Raw genomic sequence first — 16,606 nt, forward strand, 5'->3', positions numbered from 1 at the left:
CGCGCTTCGACAAGGAGCTTGCGCCGATGACGAACGAGCAGAAGCTTCTGGACAACCTGAAGTGGGTGACCGCGGAACTCCGCCAGGCCCGCCGCCGCCTCAGCGAGGTCGAGTCGAAGTCCACGGAGCCCATCGCCATCGTCTCGATGGCCTGCCGCTACCCCGGTGGGGTCGGCTCGCCCGAGGACCTGTGGAACCTCGTGGCCGAAGGCCGCGACGGGATCACCGACTTCCCCACCGACCGCGGCTGGGCGGAGGACCTGTACGACCCCGACCCGGCCGCCGGCGGCAAGAGCTACACGCGCAGGGGTGCTTTCCTGGAGGGAGCGGACCGCTTCGATCCGGACCTCTTCGGCATCTCGCCCCGCGAGGCACTGGCCATGGACCCGCAGCAGCGGTTGCTGCTGGAGACGGCGTGGGAGGCGTTCGAGCGGGCGGGCCTGGACCCGACCAGGAGGAAGGGAACCGCGACCGGCGTCTTCGCGGGACTCAACTCCCAGGACTATCTGCTGCGCCTGTACCGGGCGACCGACGATCTGGAGGGCTACGCGGCCACCGGCAGTGCGGGCAGTGTGGCCTCGGGCCGGGTCGCGTACGCCTTCGGTCTCGAAGGCCCGGCCGTGACGGTGGACACCGCCTGCTCGTCCTCGCTCGTCGCCCTGCACCTGGCGATCCAGGCACTGCGCAACGACGAGTGCGACGCCGCGCTCGCCGGCGGCGCCACGGTGATGACCAGCCCGTCCGCCTTCACCGTCTTCTCCCGCCAGCGGGGCCTGGCGGCGGACGGCCGCTGCAAGGCCTTCGCCGAGGCGGCGGACGGCACCGGCTGGGGCGAGGGCGTCGGACTCCTGCTCCTGGAACGCCTCTCCGACGCCCAGCGCAACGGCCACCCCGTCCTGGCGGTGCTGCGCGGCTCGGCCGTCAACCAGGACGGCGCCTCCAACGGCCTGACCGCCCCCAACGGCCCCGCCCAGCGCAGGGTGATCGAGCAGGCGCTGGGCAACGCGCGGCTGCGGCCGGGTCAGGTGGACGTCGTCGAGGCCCACGGCACGGGCACCACGCTCGGCGACCCCATCGAGGCGCATGCCCTGCTGGCGACGTACGGGCGGGAGCACACGGAGGAACGGCCGTTGTGGCTCGGGTCGGTGAAGTCCAACATCGGCCACACCCAGGCGGCGGCGGGTGTGGCCGGCGTGATCAAGATGGTGCAGGCGATGCGGCACGGGGTGCTGCCGCCGACCCTGCATGTCGACCGTCCGTCGAGTCACGTCGACTGGAGCGCCGGGTCCGTCGCCCTGTTGACGGAGACCCGATCCTGGACGGAGACGGGTGAACCGCGTCGGGCGGCGGTGTCGTCGTTCGGAATGAGCGGGACGAACGCGCACGTCATCCTGGAGGCGGCCCCGGAACCCGCCGAGACGGAGCCGCCGCAGGAGCAGTCCGGGCCGGTGCCGCTGGTGGTGTCCGCCCGGTCGCCACAGGCACTGGCCGACACGGCGGCGCGGCTGGCCGCGTTCGTGGACGCCCACCCGGAGGTGGAGGTCGGTCCGCTGGCCGCACGGCTGTGGCACGGACGGGCGAAACTGGACCACCGCGCCGGCATCGTCACCGATGACGCCGGTGAGCTACGTGACGCCCTCACCGCTCTTGCGGACGGCAGCGCCCACCCGGCACTCGTCGTCGGCCCGGGCGTGACCGAGGCGGGCAGGACCGCGTTCGTCTTCCCGGGGCAGGGTTCGCAGTGGACGCGCATGGGACACCGGCTGGCAGCGGAGGAGCCTCTCTTCGCCGCGCACCTGGCCGCATGCCAGGAGGAGCTCGCCCGCTGGTGCGACTGGGACCTGCTGGACGTGCTCGCGTCCCAGGACGAGGATGCCCTGGCCAGGGTGGATGTGGTGCAACCCGCGCTGTTCGCGGTCATGACCGGCATCGCCCGACTGCTGGAGCACCACGGCATCACACCGGACGCCGTCATCGGCCACTCCCAGGGTGAAATCGCCGCCGCCCACATCGCCGGAGCACTCACCCTCCCCGACGCCATCGCCGTAGTCACCCTGCGCGCCCAGGCACTGACCCGGCTCGCCGGCACCGGCACCATGGCCAGCTTCCCCCTGCCCGCCGACGAACTGACCGACCTGCCCGACGGGGTGCACCTGGCCGCCGTCAACGGACCGGCCACCACCGTCCTGGCCGGCGAGACCGCCGCGCTGAGGCAGCTGGTCGAGGAGTACCAGGGCCGTGGTATGCGGGCCCGGCTCATCCCCGTCGACTACGCCTCCCACACCCCGGCCGTCGAAGCCCTGCGGGAAACGATCCTGACCGACCTCACCGACCGCGCACAGATCCAACCGACCCCGCCGGCCATCCCCTTCTACTCCACCCACACCGGCGGCCTACTTCCGGAGGGGCGGCTGCTGGATGCCACGTACTGGGTCGACAATCTGCGCCATCCGGTGCACTTCCACGACACCGCACTCAAACTCCTCGACGACGGGCACCACACCCTCATCGAGACCAGCCCTCACCCGGTGCTGGCCGCGGCCCTCGCCGACACGCTGACCACGCATCCAGCGGACGCCCACCACTACCCCACCCTGACCCGCCACAACGACACGACGGTTCGGCTGCTGAGCACCCTCGCGGCGCTGCACGCACATCACCACGGCGTCGACCTGTCCCGGCACCTGCCCTCCGCGCCGCAACAGGGCCTGGACCTGCCGACCTACCCCTTCCAGCACCAGCCCTACTGGCTCCAGACACCGACGCAGCTGACCGACGCCGGCGACCTCGGGCTGACCACCGTCGACCATCCACTGCTCAGCACGGCCACCCAGCTCGCCGACACCAACAGCACCGTCCTGTCCGGACGCATCAGCCTCAAGACCCACCCCTGGCTCGCCGACCACGCCGTCACCGGAACCACCCTCCTGCCCGGCACCGCCCTCGTCGACCTCGCCCTCCACGCAGGCGACCACACCGGCGCCACCCACCTGGACGAACTCACCCTCCACGCACCCCTCGTCCTCGACGAGTCCGCGAGCCGCGACCTCCAAGTCGCGACAGTCCCCGACGCCGACGGCTGGCACATCACCATCCACTCCCGCCCCGACGACACCGAACCCTGGACCTGCCACGCCACCGGCACACTGAGCACCGCCGACCAGCAGGCCCAGCCCCTCACCCACTGGCCACCCACCGGAGCACGACCGGTCGACGTCTCCGACCTCTACGACCGACTCGCCGCCAGCGGCTACGAGTACGGCCCCACCTTCCAGGGCGTCACCGCAGCCTGGACCCAGCCCGACGGCACCCTCCACACCGAGATCACCCTGCCCCAGACGGCCGATCCCGCCGGACACACCATCCACCCCGCCCTCCTCGACGCAACCCTCCACCCCCTCGCCGCAACTGCGGGCACGAGCGACGAACTGCGACTGCCCTTCGCCTGGACCGGCGTCACCGTCCACGCCACCGACGCCACCCACCTGCGCGTCACCCTCACCACCACCGACAACGACATCACCCTGCAGGCCTGGGACCCCAGCGGCGCACCCGTCGCCACCGTCAACACCCTGGCCACCCGCCCGATCGACCCCACCACCCTGCACAACAACCTCAACACAGGAACCCGCAACAGCCTCTTCCACCTCACATGGAAGCCGGCCGAAACAGGCACTCAAGCGGTGGAAGCCGTGGATCTGGAGGAGGTCGACGTCCACGCGGCCCCCGCAGACCCCGAAGACCAGAGCCCGGCAGCCGCACACACCACGACCGAGGCGCTCCTCACTCACCTGCAGTCCTGGCTGGCCGCCAACGAGGCCACCGAGCGGCGTCTGGTGGTCCTGACTCGGCGCGCGGTGGCCACTGGTCCCGCCGAGGACATCCACCTGGCTCACGCGCCCTTGTGGGGTCTGGTGCGCACGGCACAGAGCGAGAATCCCGGCCGTATCCATGTGATCGACACCGACGATCCGACAGAGACCTCGTTCATCGCCGCGGCCCTGGCGACGGGCGAGCCCCAGCTCGCCCATCGTCACGGCCAGTTGCTCGTGCCTCGACTGGAACGTGCCGAGGACAACGGCGTACTCGACGTGCCCGAGAGCACGTGGAAACTGGCTCCCGGTTCCACAGGGACCATCGAAGCGGTCACCTGCCGGCCCACCCCCGAATGGGACACCGCCCTGACCAGCGGCCAGGTGCGGATCGACGTGCGTGCCATCGGCCTGAACTTCCGCGACACCCTCATCGCCCTGGGCATGTACCCCGGCGAAGCACCACTGGGCAGCGAAGGCGCCGGCATCGTCACAGAAGTGGCCGACGACGTCACCGGCGTGGCGGTCGGAGATCGGGTCATGGGTGTCTTCATCGAGGGCGCCGGCGCGCAGACGGTCACCGACCATCGCCTGGTCACTCGTGTGCCCGAGGGCTGGTCCTACACCACGGCGGCCGGTGTCCCCGTCGCCTTCCTCACCGCCTACTACGCGCTGTACGACCTCGCCGACCTCCAACCCGGCGAAACACTCCTCCTCCACGCCGCCACCGGAGGAGTCGGCTCAGCCGCACTCCAACTCGCCCAACACACCGGCGCCGACATCTACGCCACCGCCCACCCCACCAAACACCACCTCCTCACCGCACAAGGCCTCACCCCCACCCACATCGCCTCCAGCCGCACCCTCGACTTCGAACACCACTTCCGCACCCACACCCCCCACCACGGCATCCACGTCGCCCTCAACGCCCTCGCCCACGAATACACCGACGCCACCCTCCGCCTCCTCCACCCCGGCGGACGCTTCATCGAAATGGGCAAAACCGACATCCGCGATGCCCAAACCATCCACACCGACTACCAAGCCCACTACCAGAACTTCGACCTCATCGAAGCAGGCCCCGACCGCATCCAGGAGATGCTCAGGGCCCTCACCGAACTCTTCGACACAGGCGCCCTCACACCACTTCCCACCACCTGCTTCGACATCCGCCACACCCCACACGCCCTGCGCCACCTCAGCCAAGCCCGCCACACCGGCAAACTCATCCTCACCCTCCCCCAAACCCTCAACCCCAACGGCACCGTCCTCATCACCGGCGGCACCGGAGGACTCGCCACCCTCACCGCACACCACCTCATCACCACCCACGGCACCAGGCACCTCCTCCTCGCCTCCCGCACCGCACCCCAACACACCCAACTCCGCGACGAACTGGAGGCACTGGGAGCCGAGGTCACCCTCGCCGCCTGCGACATCACCGACCCACAGGCAGTCGAGGAACTCATCGCATCCATCCCCGAAGACCACCCCCTCACCGCAGTCATCCACACCGCCGGAGCCCTCGACGACACCACCCTCACCAGCCTCACCCCCGACCGCCTCCACCCGGTGCTGGCCCCGAAGGTCGACGCCGCCTGGAACCTCCACCAGGCCACCCGCCACCACAACCTCGCCGCCTTCGTCCTGTATTCGTCAGCCGCCGGCACCCTCGGCAACCCCGGACAAGCCAACTACGCCGCCGCCAACACCTACCTCGACGCCCTCGCCCACCACCGCCACCACCACGGCCAACCCGCCACCAGCCTCGCCTGGGGCTACTGGAAACACACCACCGGCCTCACCCACCACCTCACCGACAGCGAAGTCCGCAAAATCACCCACGGCACCCGGCCCCTGGAAACCGACCACGCCCTCCACCTGTTCGACACCGCACTGGCCACCAGCCAGCCGCACCAACTCTGCCTGCCCCTCAACCCCAGCACACTGCGCAGCACCGACACCGTCCCCGCACTACTGCGCGACCTCACCCCCCGCACCAGCCGACGCCACGCCGCCACCCACTCCCCCACCACCGCCAGCACCCTCACCCAGGAACTGGCCGCACTGCCCGACACCGACCGCCACCACCGCCTCCTCGACCTGGTCCGCAGCAACGTCGCCGCCGTCCTCGGCCACAACACCCCCGACGCCATCGACCCCCAACGCCCCTTCAAAGAACTCGGCTTCGACTCCCTCACCGCCGTCGAACTCCGCAACCGCCTCACCAACGCAACCACCCTGCGCCTGCCCGCCACCCTGATCTTCGACCACCCCACCCCCCACACCCTCACCACCCACCTCCTCACCCACCTCCTCAACACCCCCACCCAAACCAAGACCACAACCACCAGCCACACCCCACCCACCACCCACGACCCCATCGCCATCGTCGCCACCGCCTGCCGCTACCCCGGCGGTGTCCGCGACGCGCAGGCGCTGTGGGACCTCGTCAGTGCGGGCATCGACGCTGTCGGCGAGCTTCCGACCAATCGTGGCTGGGACCTGGAGGGCCTCTACGACCCCGACCCGGACGCCACCGGCAAGACCTACACACGCCACGGCGCCTTCCTCCACGACGCCGACCAGTTCGACGCCGACTTCTTCCACATGAACCCCCGCGAGGCCCTCGCCACCGACCCCCAGCAACGTCTCCTCCTGGAAACCGCCTGGGAGGCCTTCGAACACGCCGGCATCGACCCCACCACCCTCAAGGGCACCAGCACCGGCGTCTTCACCGGAGTCATATCGCAGGACTACCTGCTGCGGCTCCACCAGAACCCGGACGGGCTCGAGGGCTACATCGCCACGGGCAGTTCGGGAAGTGTGGCCTCGGGCAGGGTGGCCTACACGTTCGGTCTGGAAGGCCCGGCCATGACGGTGGACACGGCCTGCTCCTCGTCCCTGGTCGCCCTGCATCTGGCGGCCCAGGCGCTGCGCAACGGCGAGTGCGACATGGCCCTGGCCGGCGGCGCCACCATCATGGCCACACCGGGCACCTTCCAGGTCTTCTCCCGCCAGCGCGGACTGGCACCCGACGGCCGCTGCAAGCCCTTCGCCGACGCCGCCGACGGCACCGGCTGGGGCGAAGGCGCGGGACTCATCCTCCTGGAGCGGCTCTCCGACGCCCAGCGCAACGGCCACCCCGTCCTGGCCGTGCTCCGCGGATCAGCCATCAACCAGGACGGCGCCTCCAACGGCCTGACCGCCCCCAACGGCCCCTCCCAGCAACGCGTCATCGAACAAGCCCTCGCCAACGCCCAGTTGACCCCCGGCCAGATCGACGCCGTCGAAGCACACGGCACCGGCACCACACTCGGCGACCCCATCGAAGCACAAGCCCTGCTGGCGACGTACGGACGGGAGCACACGGAGGAACGGCCGTTGTGGCTGGGGTCGGTGAAGTCCAACATCGGCCACACCCAGGCCGCGGCCGGCGTCGCAGGCGTCATCAAGATGGTCGAGGCCATCCGACATGGCCGACTCCCCCGGACCCTGCATGTGGACCAGCCCTCGACCCACGTGGAATGGGAGACGGGCCATATCGCCCTGTTGACGGAGGCGCAGCCTTGGCCGGAGACGGGTGAACCGCGTCGGGCGGCGGTGTCGTCGTTCGGAATGAGCGGGACGAACGCGCACGTCATCCTGGAAGCGGCGCCGGAACCCGCCGAGGCGGAGCCGCCGCAGGAGCAGTCGGGGCCGGTGCCGGTGATCCTCTCCGCACGGACGCCCCAAGCCCTCGCCGAGGCCGCCGGCCACCTGGCCGCCTTCGTCGAATCCCACCCGGAGGTGGAGGTCGGTCCGCTGGCCGCACGGCTGTGGCACGGGCGGGCAAAACTGGAACATCGCGCTGGGGTCATCACCGAAGACGCGGGTGAATTGCAGGCCGCTTTGGCGGCGTTGACAGACGGCAACGCCCACCCGGCACTCATCGTCGGCCCGGGCACCACCGCACCGGGCAGGACCGCGTTCGTCTTCCCCGGCCAGGGCTCCCAATGGGCCGGCATGGGAAGCCGCCTGGCAGCCGAGGAGCCGCTCTTCGCCGCACACCTGGCCGCATGCCAGCAGGAACTGGCCCGCTGGTGCGACTGGGACCTGCTCGACGTCCTCACCAGCGACAAGGAAGACGCCCTCGCCCGCGTCGACATCGTCCAGCCCGCACTGTTCGCCGTCATGACCGGCATCGCCCGACTGCTGGAGCACCACGGCATCACACCGGACGCCGTCATCGGCCACTCCCAGGGCGAAATCGCCGCCGCCCACATCGCCGGAGCACTCACCCTCCCCGACGCCATCGCCGTAGTCACCCTGCGCGCCCAAGCACTGACCCGGCTCGCCGGCACCGGCACCATGGCCAGCTTCCCGCTCCCCGCGGGCGAGTTGTCCGACCTGCCCGACGGGGTGCACCTGGCCGCCGTCAACGGACCAGCCACCACCGTCCTCGCCGGCGAGACCACCGCACTGACCGAACTGGTCGAGGAATACCAGGGCCGTGGTGTGCGGGCCCGGCTCATCCCCGTCGACTACGCCTCCCACACCCCAGCCGTCGAAGCCCTGCGCGAGACGATCCTGACCGACCTCACCGACCGCGCACAGATCCGTCCGACCCCGCCGGCCATCCCCTTCTACTCCACCCACACCGGCGGCCTACTTCCGGAGGGGCGGCTGCTGGATGCCACGTACTGGGTCGACAACCTGCGCCACCCCGTCCACTTCCACGACACCGCACTCAAACTCCTCGACGACGGCCACCACACCCTCATCGAGACCAGCCCCCACCCCGTACTGGCCGCAGCCCTCGCCGACACCCTCACCACACACCCCGCCGACGCCCACCACTACCCCACCCTCACCCGCCACAACGACACCACCACCCGACTACTGAGCACCCTCACCACCCTCCACACGCACCACCACGGCGTCGACCTCACACCCCACCTGCCCTCCAGGCCGCAACACGACCTGGATCTGCCCACCTACCCCTTCCAACACCAGCCCTACTGGCTCCAAGCACCCGCCCAACTCACCGACGCCACCGACCTGGGACTCACCACCGTCGACCATCCACTGCTCAGCACAGCCACCCAGCTCGCCGACACCAACAGCACCGTCCTGTCCGGACGCATCAGCCTCAAGACCCACCCCTGGCTCGCCGACCACGCCGTCACCGGAACCGTCCTGCTGCCCGGCACCGCCCTCGTCGACCTCGCCCTCCACGCAGGCGACCACACCGGCGCCACCCACCTGGACGAACTCACCCTCCACGCACCCCTCGTCCTCGACGAGTCCGCGAGCCGCGACCTCCAAGTCGCGACAGTCCCCGACGCCGACGGCTGGAGCGTCACCATCCACTCCCGCCCCGACGACACCGAGCCCTGGACCTGCCACGCCACCGGCACACTGAGCACCGCCGACGAGCAGGCCCAGCCCCTCACCCACTGGCCACCCACCGGAGTACGACCGGTCGACGTCTCCGACCTCTACGACCGACTCGCCGCCAGCGGCTACGAGTACGGCCCCACCTTCCAGGGCGTCACCGCAGCCTGGACCCAGCCCGACGGCACCCTCCACGCCGAGATCACCCTGCCCCAGACGGCCGATCCCGCCGGACACACCATCCACCCCGCCCTCCTCGACGCAACCCTCCACCCCCTCGCCGCAACTGCGGGCACGAGCGACGAACTGCGACTGCCCTTCGCCTGGACCGGCGTCACCGTCCACGCCACCGACGCCACCCACCTGCGCGTCACCCTCACCACCACCGACAACGACATCACCGTCCAGGCCTGGGACCCCAGCGGCGCACCCGTCGCCACCGTCAACACCCTGGCCACCCGCCCGATCGACCCCACCACCCTGCACAACAACCTCAACACGGGAACCCGCAACAGCCTCTTCCACCTCACATGGAAGCCGGCCGAAACAGGCAGCCAGGATGTTGTCGACCCCGATGAAGTCGATGTCTACGCGGTCCCATTCGTCGACCTGGAAAACCGCGGCCCGGCAGCCGCGCACGCGGCGGCAGAAGCTCTTCTCGCTCACCTTCAGTCGTGGCTCGCCGCCAATGACGCCACGGACCGTCGGCTCGTCGTCGTCACCCGGCACGCCGTGGCCACGAGCGCTGCGGAGGACATCCACCTGGCCCACGCGCCCCTGTGGGGCCTGACCCGCACCGCCCAGAACGAACACCCCGGCCGCATCCACCTCATCGACACCGACGACCCGACAGACACCTCAACCCTCACCCAGACCGTAGCCACCGGCGAACCCCAACTCGCCCACCGCAACGGCCAACTCCTCACACCCCGCCTCACCCGCACCACCACACCAACCAACCCCACCCAGCATTCACTGGACCCCAACGGCACCGTCCTCATCACCGGCGGCACCGGAGGACTCGCCACCCTCACCGCACACCACCTCATCACCACCCACGGGGTCAGGCACCTGCTCCTGGCCTCCCGCACCGCACCCCAACACACCGAGCTGCGCGAGGAGCTGGAGGCACTGGGAGCCGAGGTCACGCTGGCGGCATGTGACATCACCGACCCACAGGCGGTCGAGGAACTGATCGCGTCGGTTCCGCAGGAGCACCCGCTCACCGCGGTCATCCACACCGCCGGAGCCCTCGACGACACCACCCTCACCAGCCTCACCCCCGACCGCCTCCACCCGGTGCTGGCCCCGAAGGTCGACGCCGCCTGGAACCTCCACCAGGCCACCCGCCACCACAACCTCGCCGCCTTCGTCCTCTACTCCTCAGCCGCCGGCACCCTCGGCAACCCCGGACAAGCCAACTACGCCGCCGCCAACACCTACCTCGACGCCCTCGCCCACCACCGCCACCACCACGGCCAACCCGCCACCAGCCTCGCCTGGGGCTACTGGAAACACACCACCGGCCTCACCCACCACCTCACCGGCAGCGAAGTCCGCAAAATCACCCACGGCACCCGGCCCCTGGAAACCGACCACGCCCTGCACCTGTTCGACACCGCACTGGCCACCAGCCAGCCGCACCAACTCTGCCTGCCCCTCAACCCCAGCACACTGCGCACCACCGACACCGTCCCCGCACTACTGCGCGACCTCACCCCCCGCACCAGCCGACGCCACGCCGCCACCCACTCCCCCACCACCGCCAGCACCCTCACCCAGGAACTGGCCGCACTGCCCGACACCGACCGCCACCACCGCCTCCTCGACCTGGTCCGCAGCAACGTCGCCGCCGTCCTCGGCCACAACACCCCCGACGCCATCGACCCCCAACGCCCCTTCAAAGAACTCGGCTTCGACTCCCTCACCGCCGTCGAACTCCGCAACCGCCTCACCAACGCAACCACCCTGCGCCTGCCCGCCACCCTGATCTTCGACCACCCCACCCCCCACACCCTCACCACCCACCTCCTCACCCACCTCCTCAACACCCCCACCCAAACCAAGACCACAACCACCAGCCACACCCCACCCACCACCCACGACCCCATCGCCATCGTCGCCACCGCCTGCCGCTACCCCGGCGGCATCAGCACGGCCGAAGACCTCTGGCGTCTGGTCGCCGCGGGCAGGGACGCCATCTCCGGCTTCCCGACCAATCGTGGCTGGGACCTGGAGGGCCTCTACGACCCCGACCCGGACGCCACCGGCAAGACCTACACACGCCACGGCGCCTTCCTCCACGACGCCGACCAGTTCGACGCCGACTTCTTCCACATGAACCCCCGCGAAGCCCTCGCCACCGACCCCCAGCAACGCCTCCTCCTCGAAACCGCCTGGGAAGCCTTCGAACACGCCGGCATCGACCCCACCACCCTCAAGGGCACCAACACCGGCGTCTTCACCGGAGTCATCTACGCGGATTACGGCCCGCGTCTGATGCACCGGACGCCCGAGGGCTTCGAGGGCTACCTCGGCAACGGCAGCGCGGCGAGTGTCGCCTCCGGGCGGGTCGCGTACACGTTCGGGTTGGAAGGCCCGGCCATGACGGTGGACACGGCCTGCTCCTCGTCGTTGGTGAGCATGCATCTGGCCGCCCAGGCATTGCGCCAAGGCGAGTGCGATCTGGCGCTCGCAGGCGGCGTCACCGTGATGTCCACACCGTCCGCCTTCCTGGAGTTCTCACGGCAGCGGGGGCTGGCACCCGACGGCCGCTGCAAGCCCTTCGCCGACGCGGCCGACGGCACGGGATGGGGTGAAGGGGCCGGTCTCGTCCTCCTCGAACGCCTCTCCGATGCACAGCGCAACGGGCACCATGTCCTCGCGCTTCTCCGGTCCTCGGCCGTGAATCAGGACGGGGCCTCCAACGGCCTGACCGCCCCCAACGGCCCCTCCCAGCAACGCGTCATCGAACAAGCCCTCGCCAATGCCCAGTTGACCCCCGACCAGATCGACGCCGTCGAAGCACACGGCACCGGCACCACACTCGGCGACCCCATCGAAGCACAAGCCCTGCTCGCCACCTACGGACAAGCCCACACCACCGACACCCCCCTCTGGCTCGGCTCCATCAAGTCCAACATCGGACACACCCAAGCCGCAGCCGGCGTCGCAGGCGTCATCAAGATGATCGAAGCGATGCGACACGGAACGCTGCCGCCGACCCTGCACGTCGATCAGCCCAGCAGCCACGTGGACTGGGACACCGGCCGACTGGCCCTGCTGACCGAGTCACGGCCGTGGCCGGACACCGGCCGTCCGCGCCGGGCCGCGGTGTCCTCCTTCGGCATCAGCGGCACCAACGCGCACGTGATCCTGGAAGAACCGCCGACGGAGCCCATCCCCCAGCCCGTCCAGGAGGAAGAGCCGGACGGGAGGCCGGTACCCGTCCTGCTGTCGGCCCGTTCGGCCGCCGCCCTGGCCCAGTCCGCCGACCGACTCGGCTCCTTCCTGGACGACCATCCCGAGGTGGACACCGGTTCCGTGGCCGCCCGACTCTGGTCGGGCCGGGCCAAACTCGAACACCGCGCGGGCATCGTCACCGCCGACCGCGCCACACTCCGAGCCGCGCTCACCGCCCTGGCCGCCGGCCGGGACCACCCGGCCCTGATCACCACCCCCGGCCGCGTCACGACACCCGCCCGATTCGCGGTCATGTTCTCCGGTCAGGGCAGCCAACGCCCCGGCATGGGGGCCCAGCTCTACCAGACCTTCCCCGCCTACGCCCGCGCCCTGGACGACGTGTGCGCAGCCCTCGACCCCCACCTCGACACACCCCTACGAGACGTTCTCTTCGCCGAACCAGGCAGTGAACTCGCCACCCTGCTGGACACCACCCTCTACACCCAGCCCGCCCTCTTCGCCCACCACACCGCCGCCTACCGCCTCCTGCAAACCCACGGCGCAACCCCCCACGCCCTCATCGGCCACTCCATCGGCGAAATCTCCGCCGCCCACCTCACCGGCACCCTCCCCCTCGAACTCGCCGCCGACATGGTCGCCACCCGAGCCCACCTCCTGCACACCCTCCCCCCCGGCACCAGCATGCTCGCCGCCCTCACCGACCCCCACACCCTCACCACCCACCTCACCGAACACCCCCACATAGAAATCGCCGCCTACAACTCACCCACCGCCACCACCCTCGCCGGACCCACCCCCGCCCTCAACCAACTCGCCCACCAACTCACCGCAGCCGGCATCCGCACCCGCCCCCTCAACGTCACCCACGCCTTCCACAGCGCCCACACCGAACCCATCCTCGACACCTTCACCACCCACCTCACCCACCTCTTCGCCCGCCACACCCTCGGCACCCCCACCATCCCCGTCATCTCCAACCTCACCGGCACCCCCGCCACCCCCCACCAACACCACGACCCCACCTACTGGACCCACCACATCCGCCAACCCGTCCACTTCCACCAAGGCATCACCCACCTCACCGAAACCGAACACATCACCCTCTTCACCGAACTCGGACCCCACCCCACCCTCACCCCCCACCTCCCCACCACCACCCACACCACCCGCCACCAACCCGACGAAACCCACACCCACCTCACCACCCTCACCACCCTCCACACCCACCACCACGGCGTCGACCTCACACCCCACCTCCCCACCCACCCCCACCACCTCGACCTGCCCACCTACCCCTTCCAACACCAGCCCTACTGGCTCCAAGCACCCACCCAACTCACCGACGCCACCGACCTGGGACTCACCACCACCGGACACCCACTGCTCAGCACAGCCACCCAACTCGCCGACACCCACCACACAGTCCTGTCCGGACGCATCAGCCTGAGGACCCACCCTTGGCTGGCCGACCACGCGGTGTCAGGAACGGTGCTGTTGCCCGGGACCGCTCTGGTCGACCTGACTCTCCATGCCGGGGACCACGCCGGCGGCGCCGCCCACTTGGATGAACTGACCCTTCACGCACCCCTCGTCCTGGACGAGTCAGCGAGCCGTGACCTTCAAGTCACCGCCATCCCCGACACCGATACCGACGGCTGGAGCGTCACCATTCACTCCCGCCCCGACGACACCGAACCGTGGACCTGCCACGCCACCGGCACCCTCACCACCACTCATGAACCGGCCCGGCCCCTGACCCACTGGCCACCCACGGACGCCACTCCCGTCGACATCGCCGACCTCTACAACCGGCTGGCTGAGGCCGGCTACGAGTACGGCCCCACCTTCCAGGGCGTCACCGCAGCCTGGACCCAGCCCGACGGCACCCTCCACGCCGAGATCACCCTGCCCCAGACGGCCGATCCCGCCGGACACACCATCCACCCCGCCCTCCTCGACGCCGCCCTCCACCCCCTCGCCACCCGCACCACAACCACCGGCGAAACCCAACTCCCCTTCGCCTGGACCGGCGTCACCGTCCACGCCACCGACGCCACCCACCTACGCGCCACCCTCACCACCACCGACAACGACATCACCCTCCAGGCCTGGGACCCCACCGGCACACCCGTCGCCACCGTCAACACCCTGGCCACCCGCCCGATCGACCCCACCACGCTCCACAAGAGCGCCGATGCGGCAACCCGCAACAGCCTCTTCCACATGACCTGGAAACCTGCCGAGGCAGGCAGCCAAAAGGTCGATCCAGATGAGGTCGACGTCTACATCCCGCACGTCGACGAGGACACCGAGAGCCCGACGGCCGCCCACGCCGCGTCCGAGGCTCTTCTCGCTCACCTTCAGTCGTGGCTCGCCGCCAATGACGCCACGGACCGTCGGCTCGTCGTCGTCACCCGGCACGCCGTGGCCACGAGCGCTGCGGAGGACATCCACCTGGCCCACGCGCCCCTATGGGGCCTGACCCGCACCGCCCAGAACGAACACCCCGACCGCATCCACCTCATCGACACCGACGACCCGACAGACACCTCAACCCTCACCCAGACCGTAGCCACCGGCGAACCCCAACTCGCCCACCGCAACGGCCAACTCCTCACACCCCGCCTCACCCGCACCACCACACCAACCAACCCCACCCAGCATTCACTGGACCCCAACGGCACCGTCCTCATCACCGGCGGCACCGGAGGACTCGCCACCCTCACCGCACACCACCTCATCACCACCCACGGAGTCAGGCACCTGCTCCTGGCCTCCCGCACCGCACCCCAACACACCGAGCTGCGCGAGGAGCTGGAGGCACTGGGAGCCGAGGTCACGCTGGCGGCCTGTGACATCACCGACCCACAGGCGGTCGAGGAACTGATCGCGTCGGTTCCGCAGGAGCACCCCCTCACCGCGGTCATCCACACCGCCGGAACCCTCGACGACACCACCCTCACCAGCCTCACCCCCGACCGCCTCCACCCGGTGCTGGCCCCGAAGGTCGACGCCGCCTGGAACCTCCACCACGCCACCCGCCACCACAACCTCGCCGCCTTCGTCCTCTACTCCTCAGCCGCCGGCACCCTCGGCAACCCCGGACAAGCCAACTACGCCGCCGCCAACACCTACCTCGACGCCCTCGCCCACCACCGCCACCACCACGGCCAACCCGCCACCAGCCTCGCCTGGGGCTACTGGAAACACACCACCCAACTCACCCACCACCTCACCGACACCCACATCCACAAAGTCACCCACGGCACCCGGCCCCTCGAAACCGACCACGCCCTCCACCTCCTCGACACCGCACTGGCCACCAGCCAGCCGCACCAAATGTGCGTCCCCCTCAACCTCGCCACCCTCCGCACCGCCGACCACATTTCCCCTCTCCTCCGCGACCTGGCACCGGCGAACCGCCGCACCACCGCCGCGGCCCGTCCGACGGACACGGACCTGTCGACCCGACTGCGGTCGCTGCCGCCGGAGTTGCAGGAGAAGCTGGTGCTCGAAGTCGTCTGCGCAGGTGTCGCCGCCGTGCTCGGACACGGCGGGGCGGAAGCCATCGACCCACAACGTCCGTTCAACGAGCTGGGGTTCGACTCGCTCACGGCGGTGCAGCTCCGCAACCGCCTCGCCGAGGCCACCGCCCTGCGTCTCACCTCCACCCTGATCTTTGACTACCCGACGCCCAGCGACTTGGCGCGGTACGTCGGCGCAGCCCTCGGCGTCGGCGAGGTTTCGGTCGAATCGGCGTTCCTCGCCGAGATCGACAGGCTCGAACATGCGTTGACGGAGCGTTCCGAGGACGATCCCGGACGCGCGAAGGTGACTCGTCGACTCCAGGCCCTGCTCTCTCGTCTCAATGAGAACGGGCGGCCGACGACAAACGGCGAGGACATCGAGGAAAAGCTCCGTTCTGCGTCCAATGAGGAACTCTTCGATCTCATCGACGGCGATCTCGACCTTTCCTGATCCAGATCCAGATCCAC

1 protein-coding gene is annotated in these 16,606 nt (G+C 69.9%); it reads left to right on the plus strand.

The annotated features are described in order from the left end of the window. The first annotated feature begins 26 nt into the window (after window positions 1-26). Window positions 27-16,589, plus strand: a complete 16,563-nt coding sequence (locus ACSUPV_RS04510) for an SDR family NAD(P)-dependent oxidoreductase (RefSeq protein WP_436946957.1) — start codon at window positions 27-29, stop codon at window positions 16,587-16,589. Window positions 16,590-16,606 lie beyond the last annotated feature (17 nt).

It is taken from the genome of Streptomyces sp. SudanB52_2052, assembly GCF_964272415.1.
GTDB lineage: Bacteria > Actinomycetota > Actinomycetes > Streptomycetales > Streptomycetaceae > Streptomyces > Streptomyces olindensis.

What these genes read in the sequence shown, in the direction of transcription:
- ACSUPV_RS04510 (WP_436946957.1), top strand. Translation starts at nt 27, where the DNA reads ATGACGAACGAGCAGAAGCTTCTGGACAACCTGAAGTGGGTGACCGCG.